Source organism: Tessaracoccus bendigoensis DSM 12906 (assembly GCF_900141915.1).
GTDB lineage: Bacteria > Actinomycetota > Actinomycetes > Propionibacteriales > Propionibacteriaceae > Arachnia > Arachnia bendigoensis.
On the sequence record NZ_FQZG01000042.1, the window covers coordinates 21,044 to 37,431 of the forward strand.

14 protein-coding genes are annotated in these 16,388 nt (G+C 66.8%); 11 read left to right on the top strand and 3 right to left on the bottom strand.

Annotated elements, in window-relative coordinates; genetic code table 11:
- Complete coding sequence (locus tag BUC15_RS11650) at positions 1 to 924, bottom strand: hypothetical protein (RefSeq protein ID WP_073188455.1); 924 nt, start codon at positions 922 to 924, stop codon at positions 1 to 3.
- Between the two features lie 111 nt (positions 925 to 1,035).
- Here BUC15_RS11650 and rimP point away from each other — a divergent pair, with 111 nt between their 5' ends.
- The 8 genes from rimP (at position 1,036) to BUC15_RS11690 (ending at position 10,094) form a co-directional block, all read left to right on the top strand.
- Positions 1,036 to 1,515, top strand: coding sequence for a ribosome maturation factor RimP (rimP, locus tag BUC15_RS11655; protein ID WP_073188457.1), 480 nt, complete (start codon positions 1,036 to 1,038; stop codon positions 1,513 to 1,515).
- Positions 1,516 to 1,517: 2 nt separating this feature from the next.
- Positions 1,518 to 2,486: a transcription termination factor NusA gene (gene nusA / locus BUC15_RS11660; RefSeq protein WP_073188459.1), complete on the top strand. Its 969-nt coding sequence runs from the start codon at positions 1,518 to 1,520 to the stop codon at positions 2,484 to 2,486.
- A 47-nt stretch (positions 2,487 to 2,533) separates the two neighbouring features.
- The gene (locus BUC15_RS11665; protein WP_073188462.1) at positions 2,534 to 4,408 is read left to right on the top strand and encodes an LTA synthase family protein; all 1,875 of its coding nucleotides are present in this window, start codon (positions 2,534 to 2,536) and stop codon (positions 4,406 to 4,408) included.
- Positions 4,409 to 4,436: 28 nt separating this feature from the next.
- Positions 4,437 to 4,679 (top strand): YlxR family protein, encoded by a 243-nt coding sequence (locus BUC15_RS21265; protein ID WP_073188465.1) that lies wholly within the window; start codon positions 4,437 to 4,439, stop codon positions 4,677 to 4,679.
- A gap of 159 nt (positions 4,680 to 4,838) precedes the next feature.
- Entirely contained in the window at positions 4,839 to 7,877 is a 3,039-nt protein-coding gene (gene infB / locus BUC15_RS11675) for a translation initiation factor IF-2 (RefSeq protein WP_073188467.1), read from the top strand.
- On the top strand, positions 7,877 to 8,314 hold the full coding sequence (gene rbfA, locus BUC15_RS11680) for a 30S ribosome-binding factor RbfA (protein WP_073188469.1): 438 nt from the start codon (positions 7,877 to 7,879) through the stop codon (positions 8,312 to 8,314). Before infB ends, rbfA begins: the two co-directional genes overlap by 1 nt.
- A 14-nt stretch (positions 8,315 to 8,328) precedes the next feature.
- Positions 8,329 to 9,174, top strand: coding sequence for a tRNA pseudouridine(55) synthase TruB (truB, locus tag BUC15_RS11685; protein WP_073188471.1), 846 nt, complete (start codon positions 8,329 to 8,331; stop codon positions 9,172 to 9,174).
- Entirely contained in the window at positions 9,171 to 10,094 is a 924-nt protein-coding gene (locus tag BUC15_RS11690; protein ID WP_425443361.1) for a bifunctional riboflavin kinase/FAD synthetase, read from the top strand. The genes truB and BUC15_RS11690 overlap by 4 nt, the downstream gene beginning before the upstream one ends.
- 35 nt (positions 10,095 to 10,129) lie before the next feature.
- Here the strand turns inward: BUC15_RS11690 and BUC15_RS11695 are convergent, their stop codons facing one another.
- Positions 10,130 to 10,609: a GNAT family N-acetyltransferase gene (locus BUC15_RS11695; RefSeq protein ID WP_073188475.1), complete on the bottom strand. Its 480-nt coding sequence runs from the start codon at positions 10,607 to 10,609 to the stop codon at positions 10,130 to 10,132.
- Positions 10,610 to 10,839: 230 nt separating this feature from the next.
- On the opposite strand from BUC15_RS11695, the gene rpsO reads away from it, so the two are divergent.
- A complete protein-coding gene (gene rpsO / locus BUC15_RS11700; protein ID WP_073188477.1) occupies positions 10,840 to 11,103 on the top strand; it encodes a 30S ribosomal protein S15 in 264 nt (87 codons plus the stop codon).
- 184 nt (positions 11,104 to 11,287) lie between these two features.
- Here the strand turns inward: rpsO and BUC15_RS11705 are convergent, their stop codons facing one another.
- A complete protein-coding gene (locus tag BUC15_RS11705; protein ID WP_073188479.1) occupies positions 11,288 to 12,736 on the bottom strand; it encodes a TIGR01777 family oxidoreductase in 1,449 nt (482 codons plus the stop codon).
- A gap of 297 nt (positions 12,737 to 13,033) precedes the next feature.
- On the opposite strand from BUC15_RS11705, the gene BUC15_RS11710 reads away from it, so the two are divergent.
- Both BUC15_RS11710 and dapB read left to right on the top strand, forming a co-directional pair.
- Entirely contained in the window at positions 13,034 to 15,235 is a 2,202-nt protein-coding gene (locus tag BUC15_RS11710; protein ID WP_073188481.1) for a polyribonucleotide nucleotidyltransferase, read from the top strand.
- Positions 15,236 to 15,546: 311 nt separating this feature from the next.
- Positions 15,547 to 16,287: a 4-hydroxy-tetrahydrodipicolinate reductase gene (gene dapB / locus BUC15_RS11715; protein WP_073188483.1), complete on the top strand. Its 741-nt coding sequence runs from the start codon at positions 15,547 to 15,549 to the stop codon at positions 16,285 to 16,287.
- Positions 16,288 to 16,388 lie beyond the last annotated feature (101 nt).

Consider the following 16,388-nt stretch of genomic DNA (forward strand, 5'->3'; position numbering starts at 1 on the left):
TCATTCGACCCAGCCGGGCCAGAACCCGAGTGCACCGCCGACGGCTTGCACCGGCTCGACCTGGGCCCGCATGGCCAGCCGCCAGGCGGCCTCATCCGAGGCCGCCACGAGGCGCGCGTATCCGTCGAGCAGGTTCGTCTCAAGGCTCGCCCAGGCCGCACGGATCTCGTCTGGGCTCGACATCGCGTTGGGCAGTTCGAACGCGGCCGGCTGCTCCGGAACCTCCCCGACGATGGCGGCCCTCAGGTCGTTACGCAGCCCCTTCGCGATGGGCAGCCGGGCGGTGCCCACGGCATGCAGCGGGTCCTTCGAAGCCAGGCGACCCAGCCCGACGCCAAGGCCGTGGATGAGGGCCCACGTGTGGCCGAGCGCGATCGGAAGCGACGCCTCCACCGTCGTCGGCTGTAGCCGGACCGGGACCGCTCCCGCCGCTGGCGGGACCGAACGGTTGCCCAGCGCGGCAGCCCCCGTCGCCGCCGACGCGTAGAGGAGCCTGAGGTCGCCCGCGTCGGACGACGCGGCGGCGCTCTCGAGTGAATCGACCGTCCTTGACAGTTGCTCGGCGAAGGCCAGGTCGCCGGCTTCAGCCGAGTCGAACGCCGAATCGGGTGTCTCGACCACGAACGGCTCCTGCCCCTCGGGGCCGAACGGATCTGGCAGTTGCAACAGCTCAAGGTGCGCCGCGCACTGTTGAAGGGCGGCCGCGCTCCAAGCCTGTTCGCCAGGATCCACCAAGGTGGCAAGCCCGTTGAGCACCGACTCGAGTCGCGCCACGGCCGCTTGTGCGGCCGCATCCTCGGGGGCCTGGGTCGGCGGGGGCGAGCTTGGAGCCAGGGCCGGGGTGCCGGAGACGACCGGGCTGGCGGCACAGCCGCTCAAGCCGAGAACCAGGACCGTAAGCGCGGTGCGGCGGGTGACCTGCATGGCCCCAACCCTAGCCCGGCCGCCACCGGCCCACAGCGCGGGCTTGGACGCGAGGGTGAGGGTATGCTTGCACCTCACAACCAGGCCAACAACCGGATATGGAGTCCCGACATGCAGGAATCACAGATCGCGCAGGTCATTGAACCGATCTTGGCTGACCGGGGCCTTGAATTGGATCGGCTGGATGTGACCCCGATCGGGAAACGCTCCGTGCTGCGGGTGACGGTGGACGGTGACGGCCCCGATGGGAGGGGCCCGCTCCTTGACGACATCGCCGCTGCGTCTGCGGCCATCTCAGCCGCACTGGATGAAAGCCCCGCGGTAGGGAAGGCGCCCTACACGCTCGAGGTGAGCAGCCGCGGCGTGGCGAAGCCGCTGGTCGAGCCCAAGCACTACCGGCGCAACACCGGACGACTGGTGAAGCTCTGGCTCGGCGACGAGCAACTGGTGGGGCGCATCGTCGACGTCGTCGACGATGCGGTCACCGTCGACGTCGACGGTGTGGAACGGGTCATCGTCACAGGGACGATCGACAAGGCCGTGGTTCAGGTCGAGATGAACCGCGCGTTCGAGGACGAAGAGGAGAACTGAACATGGATGTGGATCTGGCAGCGCTCAGGGCCATCGAGCGGGATCGGGAGATCTCGATGGACTACCTGCTCAAGACGCTTGAGGATGCTCTCCTCAACGCGTACAACAAGACCCCCAATGCCTTGCGCGGCGTCAAGGTCGAGGTCGATCGTCGAAGTGGGCGCGTCGCCGTCCTGGCCCCCGAGTTCAACGACGACGACGAGGTGATCGGGTTCTTCGACGACACACCCGACGACTTCGGCCGCATCGCCGCAGCCACCGCCCGGCAGGTCATCTTCCAGCGCATCCGCGAAGCGGAGGACGACCAGAAATTCGGGCACTTCTCCGGCAGCGAGGGCGACATCCTCGTCGGCACCATCCAACAGGATCGCGACTCAAAGGCGGTTCGTGTCGACCTGGGTGTCCTCGAGGCGATCATGCCGCTCGCCGAGCAGGTGCCCGGAGAGGACTACTCGCATGGTCGCAGGCTGCGGGTATACGTCGTGAGCGTCCGACGCGAACTCCGTGGCCCCCAGGTGGTCGTCTCGCGGACGCATCCCAATCTCGTGCGAAAGCTGTTCGCTCTCGAAGTGCCCGAGATCGAGAAGGGCGTCGTCGAGATCAAGGAGGTGGCCCGCGAGGCCGGTCACCGCACGAAGATCGCCGTGCAATCCAACGACCCGAACGTTTCCGCCAAGGGCGCCTTCATCGGCCCGATGGGGCAACGTGTGCGGGCGGTGACCAACGAACTGGGGGAGGAGAAGATCGACATCGTCGATTACTCTGACGACCCCGCCCGGTTCGTCGCGGCCGCGCTGTCGCCCGCGAAGGTACTGTCCGTGACCGTGATCGACGAGTCGGCCCGCGCCTGCCGGGCTATCGTCCCGGACTACCAACTGTCGCTTGCGATCGGGCGCGAAGGGCAGAATGCCCGCCTCGCGGCCAGGCTCACGGGATGGCGGATCGACATCCAACCTGACGTCACCGCATAGCACCCGTTTTCGGGGTCGTGGGGGCGATCGCGTAGCATCTCTGTTTGATGACTGCCGTTCGCCTCAAGTTCACCCAGAGTTTCCTCAACCCCAGACACGTCTGGGGTCGTCTGCTCGTGCTCCTGATTCCCGTCGCCGTCCTCGGCGTCTGGCTGAAGGCGCTGCGGATAGGCTCCTTCTTCCCCGATGCCGGCATCGCTGAGACGCTGACAAAGCTGCTCTCCGATGTGTCGTTCGGGGCCGCCTGGGTGCTGCTCTGGCTGCTCGTCTGCTGGTTGACCTCAGGGGCTGCCCGCACCGTCGCGTTCTACCTGGCGCACATGGCAACCCTGGTGGTCGGAATCTTCACCGTGGTCAACCACGAGTTCGCGATCCGCACCGGGAAACCACTCACCTGGGAGGAGATGAGCTACGCCTGGCGTCAGCAGGGCCAATTGTCGTCTCTGCTCGGCTCGCAGGTGAGCAACAGCGCGATCGCGCTCCTGATCGGTGTGGTGCTCGGCACGCTGCTGTTGCCGCCGATTCTGGGCCCGCAGGTCAGCCGGTTGCTCAACCGTCGACCCGGTCGCAGGATCAAACTGGTTGCCGCCGCGGCTCTCGCTGGGCTTATCGCGCTGTCTTCCTGGAGCGCACCTACCGTTTCGGCTGCCTTCGCCCTTGCCGCCCCCGTGCAGCTGGCCGTCACGCCTGTACGGGAGGCCATGGCCTATCCTGCGAGTCTCGCGGAGGCGTCGCCGGTCCTGACACCGGAGACGACGAAACTGGTCGAACGGGACGCAGAGCACAAGAACCTGGTAGTGATCACGCTCGAGTCGCACCGCGCCACGTCCACGCTCCCTGAGACGAAACAGCCGGTCACCCCGGTGATGGATGCGCTGGCAGACTCCGCGATCCGCCCTGAACGTGGCTACTCGGTGCTGCCGCACACCTCAAAGGCGCTCACGGCCGTGACGTGCGGCGTTGTTCCGCCCCTCGACAGCGAGAACACCGAGGCCGAGCCGGGCAGTCTGCCTGCCAAGTGCCTGCCGGAACTGCTGACGGAGCAGGGCTACTCGACCGCATTCTTCCAGTCGGCCACCGAACACTTTGAGCGCAGACGGGCCACGGTGGCCAACTTCGGCTACCAGAGATTCACCCCCGTAGACGAGATGAGTTCGGCCGGTTTCCGACGTGCAAACTACTTCGGCTATGAAGATGACATCATGCTCGGCCCGCAACGGGAGTGGATCTCGGAGCACATGGACGAGCCGTTCATGATGGGTGTGCTGACCGTCACCGGCCATCACGACTACGCACTGGAGGGGTTCGACCTGATCGATTTCGTCGACGACCCGCTCCTCAACAAGTACCTCAACGCCATTCATTGCCAGGACCAGTACGTGGGCCACGTGCTGGAAATGTTCAAGGAACTCGGGCTCTACGACAACACGGTCTTCGTGATCACGGGTGACCATGGTGAGGGATTCGGCGAACACACGGTCTACCAGCATGACAACACCATCCACGACGAGGGCATCCGCATCCCTTACCTGATCGTCGACCCGTCTCGTGACGGCGAGTTGATCGACGGCCCCGCCAACCAACTCGCCGTGCTCCCGACCGCCGTCGATCTGCTCGGGTTCAACCTCGTCAGCGACACCGCCTACCAGCCGAGCCTGACGAGCGGCGAGGACCAGGGGCCTGTGGTGGCGACCTGCCTCGCCCGCGGACGTTGCACCGCCACAATGGTCGGCGACATGAAACTCATCCACAACTTCGGAGACCGCCGCGACGAGGTCTACAACCTGTCGGTGGACCCGTACGAGACCAACGACCTGGCAGCCGACGCCGACGCGTCATGGATGGCTGAGCAGCGCGATATCGCGCTCAAGTGGTACGTCGAGGCGGAACTGGCCTACGCCGACTATCGCGGCGGGGAATAGGCTCCCCGTTCACGTAGGATCTTGCCTCGTGATTCCCATCCGAACGTGCATCGCCTGCCGGGGACGCGCCCCCCAGACGGAGTTGATCCGCCTCGTCAGACGGGGAGATGCAGTCATCGACGCCACCAATCCGAGGCTGCCGGGGCGCGGTGCCTACCTGCACGAGGACTGTCTCGGGCTTGCCGCGCAACGGCGTGCCGTTCATCGGGCGTTTGGTCCTGGCTCCGTCCTCTCACTCTCAGGTGGAAGCAACGACGACGGCAGGATATGATGTTCAATGGCCCACGTGCGCGTGGGCACATCGTTCCACGCCCGAGAGGGCGGCAACCAGAAGGTGGGCTAACGCTCATGACCACTCGATGAGTACCCAACGATGATCAATCACAACTAGGGATGCCGGCCTTGGAGGTCGGACCCACGAAGGAGAGTAGTGGCCAAGCCTCGAGTCCACGAGATCGCCAAGGAAATCGGGATCAGCAGCAAGGACCTCCTTGCAAAACTCGGAGAGATGGGCGAATACGTTCGCGGTCCGTCCTCCACCCTTGAAGCACCTGTCGTGCGTCGCATCCGCGAAGCACTCGGTGGGGAAGCCAAGCCCGCGTCGGCGCCAGCAGTGCCCGCGCCGAAGCCCGCAGCCCCCACACCGAATGTGAGCGCGGGATCTGCACCAGCCAAGCCGGCCGCGATGGCCCCGGCCGCGCCGACGCCGGCAGCACCGGTCGCGAAGACCCCTGTCGCACCGACCCCGGCAACACCGGCGGCGAAGGCACCGGCCGCACCGGCAGCGACCCCTGCCGCGCCGACCCCGGCAGCACCGGCAGCCAAGGCCCCCGCAGCACCGGTAGCCAAGGCCCCCGCAGCACCAGCGGCCAAGGCCCCTGCGGCACCAGCGGCCGCGCCCACGCCTGCCCCGAAGGTCCCGGCCGCACCGGCAGCCCCGGCGCCGTCAGCGCCTCAGAAGCCCGCAGCGGACTCGCCCCGTCCCGGTGCGCCCCGCCCCGCCGGCCCCAGGCCGATGACCCCCGGCGATGCCAGGCAGTCAGCGTCAAGGCCTCGCCCGGGTACCCCGAACCAGGGTCGACCCGGTGGTGCGCCCACCCCCGGCCCCCGTCCGGGTGCGACTCCGCGCCCAGGTGGCGGAGCGCCGACGCCCGGTCCGCGTAAGCCGGGCGCGCCCCGCCCAGGCAACAATCCGTTTGCACCCGCGCAGGGGATGGGGACGCAGCAGCGTCGGCAGGGTAACCGTCCGGACGGCCCGCGCCGTGAGGGCACGGGTGGCCCCCGCCCCGGACAGTCCGACAACCGGATGCCCCGCCCCGGTGGTTCCGGCGGTCTACCTGGTATGCCGCGCCCCAACCCCGCCATGATGCCGAAGACGGCCAACGCCGCTATCGGTTCCCGGCCGTCGCGTCCCGGTGCCGGAGGCCCCGGCCGTGGTCGACCCGGCGGTGCCGGTGGTGGCGGCAACCGGCCCGGTGCAGGCGGCCCTCCCATGGGTGGCGGCGGCCCGGCTGGTGGCCGCGCAGGTGGCCGTGGCCGTGGCGGCACTCAGGGTGCCTTTGGTCGCGGTGGCGTCGGTGGCAAGCGCGGACGCAAGTCCAAGAAGCAGCGCAGGCAAGAGTTCGACCAGATGGAGGCCCCGTCGATCGGCGGTGTGCGCGTCCGCAAGGGCGACGGCCAGACCGTCCGCCTGCGGCGCGGCGCCTCGCTGACCGACCTGGCCGAGAAGATCGGTGTCGAGCCGGCGTCGTTGGTACAGGTGCTGTTCCACCTGGGTGAGATGGTAACCGCCACTCAGTCGGTCGCTGACGACACCCTCGAGGTGTTGGGCGCAGAACTCGACTACAAGATCGAGGTGGTCTCGCCAGAGGATGAGGATCGTGAACTGCTCGAGAGCTTCGACCTTGAGTTCGGTGAGGACATCGGCGGCGAGGAGGACCTCGCGTCCAGGCCACCGGTCGTGACCGTCATGGGACACGTCGACCATGGTAAGACGAAACTCCTCGACGCTCTCCGCAACTCGAACGTGGTGGCACGCGAAGCCGGAGGTATCACGCAGGCCATCGGTGCCTACCAGGTCGAAACCGAGGTCGACGGCACCGAGCGCGCCATCACCTTCATCGACACCCCCGGTCACGAGGCGTTCACCGCCATGCGTGCCCGTGGCGCGAAGTCCACCGACATCGCGGTACTCGTCGTGGCCGCCGATGACGGGGTCATGCCCCAGACGATCGAAGCCCTCAACCACGCGAAGGCGGCCGACGTGCCGATCGTGGTTGCGGTCAACAAGATCGACAAGGAGACCGCCGACCCGACCAGGGTGCGTGGCCAACTCTCCGAGTTCGGCCTGGTGCCCGAGGAATACGGTGGCGACATCCAGTTCGTCGACGTCTCGGCCATCACCGGGGTCGGCCTGCAGGAACTGCTCGAGTCGATCGTGCTCACCGCCGACGCCGCACTGGACCTGCGCGCCAACCCGGACATGCCCGCCCAGGGCGTGGCCATCGAGGCGCACCTCGACAAGGGTCGCGGCCCCGTCGCAACGGTTCTGGTGCACCGTGGAACGCTCCGCATCGGCGACTCGATCGTGGCCGGTTCGGCCCACGGCCGGGTCCGGGCCCTGATCAACGACCAGGGCGACACGGTGGACGAGGCTCCGCCGTCGATGCCGGTGCAGGTGCTCGGTCTGACGTCCGTCCCCGGAGCCGGCGACAACGTCCTGGTTGTCGACGACGACCGGATGGCGCGTCAGATCGCGGACAAGCGGGAGGCCCGGATGCGCGCCGCCCAGCAGGCCAAGACGAGCCGCCGCAAGACCCTCGATCAGCTGTTCGAGCAGTTGGAGAAGGGCGAGACGCAGGAACTGCTCCTCATCCTCAAGGGTGATGGTGCGGGTTCGGTCGAGGCCTTGGAAGATGCGCTCAGCAAGATCGAGGTCGGCGACGAGGTTTCGTTGCGCATCATCGACCGTGGTGTCGGTGCCATCACCGAAACCAACGTGTCGCTTGCCGCCGCGTCGAAGGCCGTCATCATCGGCTTCAATGTCCGCCCGACCCCGCACGCCACTCAACTGGCCGACCGGGAGAACGTGGATATCCGCTTCTACTCGGTCATCTACCAGGCGATCGACGAGATCGAAGCGGCGCTCAAGGGCATGCTCAAGCCGATCTTCGCCGAGGAGGTCCGCGGGCACGCGGAGATCCGCGAGGTGTTCCGTTCGTCGAAGTTCGGAAACATCGCCGGCTGTATGGTCACCGACGGCACCATCAGGCGCAACGCGAAGGCTCGCCTGCTGCGTGACGGCATCGTGATCGCCGACACGTCGATCGCGTCTCTCCGACGGGAGAAGGACGATGTCACCGAGGTTCGCGAGGGCTTCGAGTGTGGCCTGACAGTGGCTAACTACAATGACATCAAGATCGGTGACGTCATCGAGACGTATGAGATGGTGGAGAAGGAGCGCAGCTGATGGTGGGTCCACGCAACGCAAAACTGGCAGACCAGATCCAGGTGATCCTGGCCTCGACGATCCAGAGCAAGATCAAGGATCCGAGGCTCGGTTTCGTGACCATCACCGAGGTTCGGCTGACCGGCGACAACCGGGAGGCGACGGCGTTCTACACCGTCCTGGGCGACGATGAGTCGCGCAAAGCGTCGGCCGCCGCACTCGAGTCGGCGACCGGCCTGCTCCGCACCACGGTGGGTCAACAGTTGGGGCTCAAGTTCACCCCGACCTTGACCTTCGTGCTCGACGCCACCTCGGATGTCGCCCGTCATATGGAGGACCTGCTGGCGCAGGTCCAGGCGACGGACGCTGCCTCCGCGGCGGCCTCGGAGGGCAAGTCCTTCGCAGGAGATGCCGATCCCTACAGGAAGCCTCGGGAAGCCGAGGACGAGGCTAAGTGAGTTCACCCTCTGGGATGGTGATCGTCGACAAACCGTCGGCGGTCACCTCCCACCAGGTGGTGGGCAGACTCCGCCGCCTCTTGGGAACCCGGAAGATCGGGCATGCCGGCACCCTCGACCCGATGGCGACCGGTGTGCTCATCCTGGGAGTCAACCGGGCCACCAGGATGCTCGGGCACCTGGCACTTCACGACAAGCGCTACACAGCGACGTTGCGCCTGGGCGCATCCTCGAACACCGACGACGCCGACGGCGAAGTGACTCCGGTCGCCGATGCCTCAGGGATCACCTTGGAGGTTGTCGACAGGATGCTCGAAACGCAACGGGGTGACATCCAGCAGATTCCCACCACCGTCTCGGCCATCAAGGTCGACGGTAGGCGCGCCTATGCCTTGGCACGGGCAGGGGAGCACGTAGAACTCAAGCCTCGACCCGTCACCATCTCCCGGCTCGACGTGCGCGCCACCCGTCAGTGCGGTCAGTTCCTGGACGTCGACCTCGACATCGAATGCAGCTCGGGCACCTACGTTCGGGCCATCGCGCGCGATCTGGGGGCCGCTCTCGGTGTCGGTGGGCATCTCACCAGCCTGCGGCGCACCCGGATCGGCAATTATGGAATTGAGGATGCGGTCACTCTCAGTGACGTGCCCCCCGTGCTGATGTCGATGGCCGACGCGGCGCGGCTCAGCTTCCCCGTGCTCGAAGTGACCGCTGCTGAGGCGACCGATATCGGGTTCGGCCGGTCGCTCGCTCGAACTGTCCCGGCGTCGCCGACCGGGATGATCGCCCCGGATGGATCGCTGCTTGCGCTCTATCAACCGGGGGAGTCTGGGTCCCGGCCCCTTGCGGTGCTGGTCTGAGCGTGCCAGATTTACCCACTGTGAAGGAATCCCCGAACAGGACCGTAGTCGTCATCGGCAACTTCGACGGGGTCCATCGTGGCCACAGGAGAGTGCTGCAGAAGGCACAGGACGGGGCGGATCTACCGCTCGTGGTGGTCACGTTCTGGCCCCATCCGGTGAGCGTACTTCGTCCCTCACTCGCCCCGAGGCTGCTGACAGACCTCAGGAGCAGGATCGATCTACTGAAACAGGCAGGCGCGCACGAGGTCCGCGTGGTCAGGTTCAACCACGACGTCGCCGCACTGAGCCCCGAGGAGTTCGTCGAGCGGTTCCTTCTCCCGCTGAACCCGGCCCGGATCGTGGTTGGGGAGAACTTCCGCTTCGGCCACAAGGCCGCCGGCGACGTGCAGACGCTTGAGCGGCTGGGGGAGGGGCGGTTCGAGGTATGCGCCTTGCCGCTGCTCGCCGTCGATGACGAGGTTAGCTGCTCCACCGGGATACGCCAGTTGATCGCGGACGGTGATGTCGCCGAGGCCGAGCGACACCTCGGTCGGCCGTTCCGGTTCCGGGGGGTCGTGGTGGTCGGCGACCAACGCGGCCGTGAGCTTGGTTTCCCGACCGCCAACCTCAGTGTGCCTGCCGAGCTCGCGGTGCCAGCCGACGGTGTGTACGCGGGGTGGGTGACTCTGCTGGACGAGCCGGGGACGGAGCCGATGGCGGCCGCGATCTCGGTGGGCACCAACCCGACCTTCGACGGCGCGGAGCACAGGGTCGAGAGCTATGTGATCGACCGTAGCGACCTCGAACTCTACGGGGAGGAGATCGCCGTCGACTTCGTGGAACGACTACGCGGGCAGGTCAAGTTCGACGGCATCGATGCGCTCATCGCCCAGATGGACGCCGACGTCGTGGCCGCAAAGGCCCGCCTCGGCGGATAGGGCTCGAAAGCCCCCGCCTCGGCGGGTCTATGGAGTCAGCGGGCCGTCAGCGACTTCTTGTAGACCGCGTAGTGCTTACTCGGCGCCTGGTCTCCCTCGACCTGCGTGACCTCCGGATCTTCGACGAAGAGGTGCTCGCCGGTGGGGTGGTATTCGAGCGAAACGTAGAGGGGCACGGCCCTCTCATTGTTCGGATCGACGGCCAGGTAGACGGCCTTGTGGCCGGCGGCCCAGGCCTCCTTTTCCATGAAGGTGCTCAGCGCCCTGCCTGCCCCGAGCCGACGGGCGGCGGGGTAGACGTACATGTTGCGGAGTTCAGGAGCGTAATCTTCGCTGTCAAAGTCGAGCAGGGCCGTGCCGACCGGCTCGCCATCGTTGAGTGCCACCGCGAAGATCATGGTCCCGGCCTGCTGCGCGGCAAAGTGGGTGTCAACAAGCCCGAGTTCCGGCCGGGACTGAAGCCTCCGCAACGCTTCGAGATCCTCGGCGGTCACCCGTCGCACGCTGATGGCCATTGGTGGTGCCTCCCTTGGTAGCCTTGCGGTTGAATCTAGCCTACCGGCACAAAGAGGTCTGCCTGGGACACGTTGGATGAAATCCAGCTGGCAAAGCCGACGGGATTATGCCGAGTTGCCGAGCCGATGCTAAAGTACTCAGGTTGCCGTCAGAACGGCCACGGCCCCGTAAGAGCCCCGACAAGCACCCGCGACTGGGGCGCCGTGCAGCGAACGACAGGAGTCCCGACATGGACGCAGAAACGAAGAAGCAGATCATCGAAGAGTACGCGATCGCCCCCGGCGACACCGGTTCGCCCGACGTGCAGATCGCGTTGCTGACCAAGCGGATCGCTCACCTCACCGAGCACCTGAAGGAGCACAAGGGCGACCACCACAGCCGCCGCGGCCTCCTTCTGATGGTCGGCCAGCGTCGCCGCCTGCTCAACTACGTCGCCAAGAACGACGTCGAGCACTACCGCGAGCTCATCGCGCGCCTCGGGCTGCGTCGCTGAGCTAGCCCAGACACCGGTCAGGGCATCCCCGCTCGGGGGTGCCCTGTTCCGCATTTAAGCTTGTTTCCGGCCGGCAAGGGCGCGAGAGTCGAGTGGGACGACCTGACAGCCGGGTATTGCCTCAGGGGATTCACGCTGACTTTCGGGAGGTGACCGTCATCGCCTAGCCTCCGGCGCCCGTGGCTCACCTGCCAAGCACGTGCCGCAGCTGTGACTCGAGGTCTCGGTGGCGGAACCCGTAGCCGAGCCCCTCCAAGCGGGCCGCTGAGACGCGTTGGTCGGCCTCGGCCAACTCGCGTGCGCCGTCCGATCCCAGGAGGAGCTTCGGCCCAATTGAGGGCACGGGCACCGCGGCTGGGCGATGCAGCACCCTGCCGAGCGTCGTGGCGAACTCGCGGGCGGTCACCGGTTCAGGTGCCACGGCGTTGATCGCCCCCTCGACGCCGTCGTTCAGCACGGAGAACGCGTGGATCGAGGCGATGTCGTCGATTCCGATCCAGCTCTGCCACTGTCCGGAACCCAGTGGCCCACCGACGCCGGCCAGATACAGGGGAAGGAACCGCGTCAGCAACCCGCCTGCCGGGCTGAGCACCAGGCCGGTGCGCACATTGACCACCCGAACGCCTGCCTCGGCCGCCGGGCGACACTGCTCCTCCCATACCCGCACGACCCCGGCCAGAAAGTCGCTCCCGGAGGGCACATCCTCGTCAAGTGGGCAGATCGGCTTCCCGACGGCGCGCTCCTGCTCGTGCGGCTGGGCACCGTAGTAGCCGATGGCGGACGCGGAGACCAGCGTGCGTTGGCGACCGTCCGAGGCGATCTTGGCCAGCGTCCGGGCGACCAATGCAGTTCCGCGACGGCGGCTCCCCATGATCTCCTCCCTGTTCCTCGCGGTGAACCGTCCACCGATGGGATGGCCCGCCAGGTGGACGACCGCATCGCACGCGGCCAGGTCGTCGGGATCCAGGACGCCCTTGTCCGGGTCCCAACTGATCTCGGCAGCGTTGCGGGCCGGGCGACGAACCATCCTGATCACGCGGTGTCCGCCACCCCCCAGCAGTGCGCAGACCTGGCGCCCGATCAGTCCTGAGGCCCCCGTTACAGCGACGGTGAGAGGAGCGGCCTGCGTCGCCTCATGGAAGTCGAGGTCTGCGCGCAGCTGCTGCGCCCGGTAGGCGAAGATCCTGGCCAACTCCGATTCCACCGAACGTTTGAAGACCCGGTTGTTCAGTATCGCCGGCAACTCGTAGTCGACCATGTCGCGCATGATGGTGCCGCCCGGATCGTCGCTGAAAACGTGGTGATGGCGCCACGACGACATCGGCCCGGTAACCATGACATCCGAAAAGGAGTGCCCGGGGTCGAGTTGGGTGTGTCTGGCCCGCCAGGAAAGCTCTGGTCGCAGCTGGGAGGGAAGCAGCGACGCGGCAGCCGCCCCGGCAAGTCCCGGCCAACCGGGCGGGCCGACACCGACCACGCTCTCGGAGCCGATCGCGATGCCGTCGCTCGGCTCGCTGCGGACGCTGCCACCGAAAGGAGGCCAGAGCCGCACCAGCGCGCCCGGTCTTGAGAACCAGTCGAACACGCCGTTTCGTCGGTGTGGGAGGACCGTTCGATACTCGAAGGTGGCCATTGCGAAAGTCTGCCACGCGCAGGCGCTCAGCCACACCGACTGCGCGCCCAAAGAGGGGGCGGGCCCCGCGCCGACGCCCCGCATGAAGGCGTTGTCGCAGGTTGACGGTAGGATGGCTCGCGTACAACCACATACTCAGTGAACCAGCCCGACCGCCGACCCGGTTTCCGTCTGGTCCTCGGTAGTGGTCCTCGGGTGCAACGCGCCCCCGCGGACCTCGATCGAAGACCGGCAGATTCGGCGGGGGGAGACCCCGCGCGTGGTTTGGGCTGGGACCAGATCGAAAGGAGCCTGTCCGTGGAAGGACCAGGCATTGAATTCGCCGAGGCCGTAATCGACAACGGCAGACACGGCACACACACCGTCCGCTTCGAAGCAGGGGCCCTCGCGCAGCAGGCCGACGGCTCGGCCGCCGTCTACCTCGACGGCGACACCATGCTGCTGTCGGCCACGACCGCGCAGAAGACCCCGCGCGACGCGATCGACTTCTTCCCCCTCACCGTCGACGTCGAGGAGCGCATGTACGCCGCGGGTCGCATCCCCGGCTCGTTCTTCCGTCGCGAAGGCCGCCCGGGTGAGGGCGCGATCCTCGCCTGCCGCCTGATTGACCGCCCGCTGCGCCCCGCGTTCGTCAAGGGCCTCCGCAACGAGGTCCAGGTCGTCGTCACGGTGCTCTCCCTGAACCCCAACGTCCTCTACGACGTCGTCGCCATCAACGCTGCCTCGATGTCGACCCAGATCGCCGGCCTGCCGTTCTCCGGGCCGATCGGCGGCGTCCGCGTCGCTCTGATCGACGGCCAGTGGGTCGGTTTCCCGACCGTCGAGCAGTCGGCCAAGTCCGCGTTCCAGATGGTCGTCGCGGGCCGGGTGCTGGCCGACGGCGACGTCGCCATCATGATGGTTGAGGCCGGCGGAACCGAAGCCACCTGGGATCTGGTGCGCTCCGGCAAGACCGCGCCGACCGAAGAGGTCGTCGGGCAGGGCCTCGAGGCAGCCAAGCCGTTCATCAAGGCGCTCTGCGACGCACAGTCTGAACTGGCCGCGAAGCTGCCGAAGGAAACCTACGACTTCCCCGTGTTCCGCGACTATCAGGACGACGTCTTCGCAGCCGTCGAAGAGGTCGCCTCCGAGCGCGTCGCCGAGGCCATGCGCATCCCGGGCAAGCAGGACCGTGACGACGCTACGCACGCGATCCGCCAGGATGTCACCGAACAGCTCGCTTCCAGGTTCCCCGAGCGGGGCAGCGAGATCTCGGCGGCTCTGAAGGCGCTCACGAAGAAGATCGTGCGACACCGCACCCTCACCGAGCATGTCCGCATCGATGGCCGCGGCCCGAGCGACATCCGCGAACTGTCGGCAGAGGTCGACATCGTCCCGCGGGTGCATGGTTCGGCGCTGTTCCAGCGCGGCGAGACCCAGATCCTGGGCGTCTCCACGCTGAACATGCTCGACATGGAGCAGAAGATCGACACGCTTTCGCCGGAGACGACCAAGCGCTACATGCACAACTACAACTTCCCGCCGTTCTCCACCGGCGAGACTGGCCGCGTCGGTTCGCCGAAGCGCCGCGAGATTGGCCACGGCGCCCTCGCCGAGCGCGCCCTGGTGCCGGTGTTGCCGAACCGCAACGAGTTCCCCTACGCGATCCGTCAGGTCTCCGAGGCGCTCGGCTCCAACGGCTCGACCTCCATGGGCTCGGTCTGCGCCTCGACCTTGTCGCTGCTGAACGCAGGTGTGCCCCTCAAGGCCGCCGTCGCAGGCATCGCCATGGGCCTGATGAGCGAAGACGTGGACGGTGAGACCAAGTACATCGCGCTCACCGACATCCTCGGCGCCGAGGACGCGCTTGGCGACATGGACTTCAAGGTGGCCGGCACGCGTGACTTCGTCACGGCTCTCCAGCTGGACACCAAGCTCAACGGCATCCCCGCCAGCGAGCTTCAGAAGGCCCTGCTGCAGGCCCGTGACGCCCGTCACACCCTGCTCGACGTGATGCACGAGGCCATCGACGTTCCCGACGAGATGAGCCCCTACGCACCGCGGATCATCTCGCTGCGTATCCCGGTTGACAAGATCGGCGAGGTGATCGGCCCCAAGGGCAAGATCATCAACCAGATCCAGGACGAGACCGGCGCGAACATCGCGATCGAGGACGACGGCACCGTCTACGTCGGCGCCGAGACCGGCGAGGCCGCGGATGCCGCCGTCGCGCAGATCAACGCGATCGCCAACCCGCACATGCCGGAGCGCGGCGAGCGCTTCCTGGGCACGGTCGTCAAGCTCACCAACTTCGGTGCCTTCGTATCGTTGATGCCGGGCAAGGACGGGCTGCTGCACATCTCGAAGCTGCGCCCGCTCGCGGGTGGCCAGCGGGTCGAGAGCGTTGAGGACGTGCTGTCTGTCGGGCAGAAGCTGCAGGTCGAGATCTCCGACATCGATGACCGCGGCAAGCTGTCGCTGGTCCCGGTGATCGAAGAGGCCGCAGAAGCGACTGAGTGATCCACTAATCCAAGCGGGGGCGGGGCGTCGAGGTTTTCCTCGGCGCCCCGCTTGCGTCCGTGCTTGTTGCGCTGCGTCCGTGCCTGTTGCGCGCGACCGCGCCTGTTGCGTCCGCGCCCATTTGTTTGTGTAGCCGGGGATTTGTCTGGACACCAGCGGTTTTGACCCGTTACCAACTGTTTGTCGCGTTACCAGCGGTCTTCTGCTGGTAAGGAGCCTTCTGGTTGGTAACGAGGGCCTTGCCCGAGCGCAGAGCGTTGCTCATCCTTGCCCCGGCTGGTTGACTGGGGGCGAGCGAGCAGGAGGTTCTGATGAGTGAGATTCAGGTAGGCGTTTTCGGCGTCAGCGGGCGCATGGGCAGCGAGGTGGTGCGGGCCGTCGGGCGGGCCGAGGGCATGACCGTGGTCGGAGGTTCCGATCTGGGGGAGCCGCGCGAACAGGTCGAGCGTGCGCAGGTGGTCGTCGACTTCACGCACCCGGACGCGGTCATGGAGAACATCGAATGGTGCGTCGAGCGCGCAGTCAACATGGTGATCGGCACCACGGGATTCACCCCAGAGCGGCTCGACACTGTCAGGGGCCTTGTCGATGGGCATCCGGAGGTGGGCATCCTGATCGCGTCCAACTTCTCCATCGGTGCTGTGCTGATGATGCAGTTCGCCGAGAAAGCGGCCAGGTTCTATCCGTCGGCCGAAATCGTCGAGCTGCATCACCCGAACAAGGCGGACGCGCCCTCCGGCACGGCGGCGACCACCGCGCGTCGCATAGCTGCCGCGCGCGCAGCCGCGTCGATGGGGCCGGTGCCCGATGCGACGGTCCACGACGACGGGGCACGCGGCGCGGTCGTCGACGGCATCCACGTCCACGGCGTCCGGCTGCAGGGCCTGGTAGCGCACCAGGAGGTCCTGCTCGGGACCACGGGGGAGACCCTCACCATCCGACACGATTCCTACGACCGCGTTTCGTTCATGCCGGGGGTTGTCGAGGGGATCCGCTACGTCGTCGGACACCCAGGTCTGACCCTTGAGATGGAGCAGGTGCTCGGCATCTGAGTGGTCGTCGCGTCGATGGTTTGAGCAGGATCCGTGGTTCATTGCGGGTTGCCGGGTGTTTACTGCTGACGATGCGACGCTTGGGTCGATGAGTGTCGGAT

What these genes read in the sequence shown, in the direction of transcription:
- BUC15_RS11650 (WP_073188455.1), bottom strand. Translation starts at nt 924, where the DNA reads ATGCAGGTCACCCGCCGCACCGCGCTTACGGTCCTGGTTCTCGGCTTG.
- BUC15_RS11665 (WP_073188462.1), top strand. Translation starts at nt 2,534, where the DNA reads ATGACTGCCGTTCGCCTCAAGTTCACCCAGAGTTTCCTCAACCCCAGA.
- nusA (WP_073188459.1), top strand. Translation starts at nt 1,518, where the DNA reads ATGGATGTGGATCTGGCAGCGCTCAGGGCCATCGAGCGGGATCGGGAG.
- BUC15_RS11705 (WP_073188479.1), bottom strand. Translation starts at nt 12,736, where the DNA reads ATGGCCACCTTCGAGTATCGAACGGTCCTCCCACACCGACGAAACGGC.
- rbfA (WP_073188469.1), top strand. Translation starts at nt 7,877, where the DNA reads ATGGTGGGTCCACGCAACGCAAAACTGGCAGACCAGATCCAGGTGATC.
- dapB (WP_073188483.1), top strand. Translation starts at nt 15,547, where the DNA reads ATGAGTGAGATTCAGGTAGGCGTTTTCGGCGTCAGCGGGCGCATGGGC.
- rimP (WP_073188457.1), top strand. Translation starts at nt 1,036, where the DNA reads ATGCAGGAATCACAGATCGCGCAGGTCATTGAACCGATCTTGGCTGAC.
- BUC15_RS11695 (WP_073188475.1), bottom strand. Translation starts at nt 10,609, where the DNA reads ATGGCCATCAGCGTGCGACGGGTGACCGCCGAGGATCTCGAAGCGTTG.
- rpsO (WP_073188477.1), top strand. Translation starts at nt 10,840, where the DNA reads ATGGACGCAGAAACGAAGAAGCAGATCATCGAAGAGTACGCGATCGCC.
- truB (WP_073188471.1), top strand. Translation starts at nt 8,329, where the DNA reads ATGGTGATCGTCGACAAACCGTCGGCGGTCACCTCCCACCAGGTGGTG.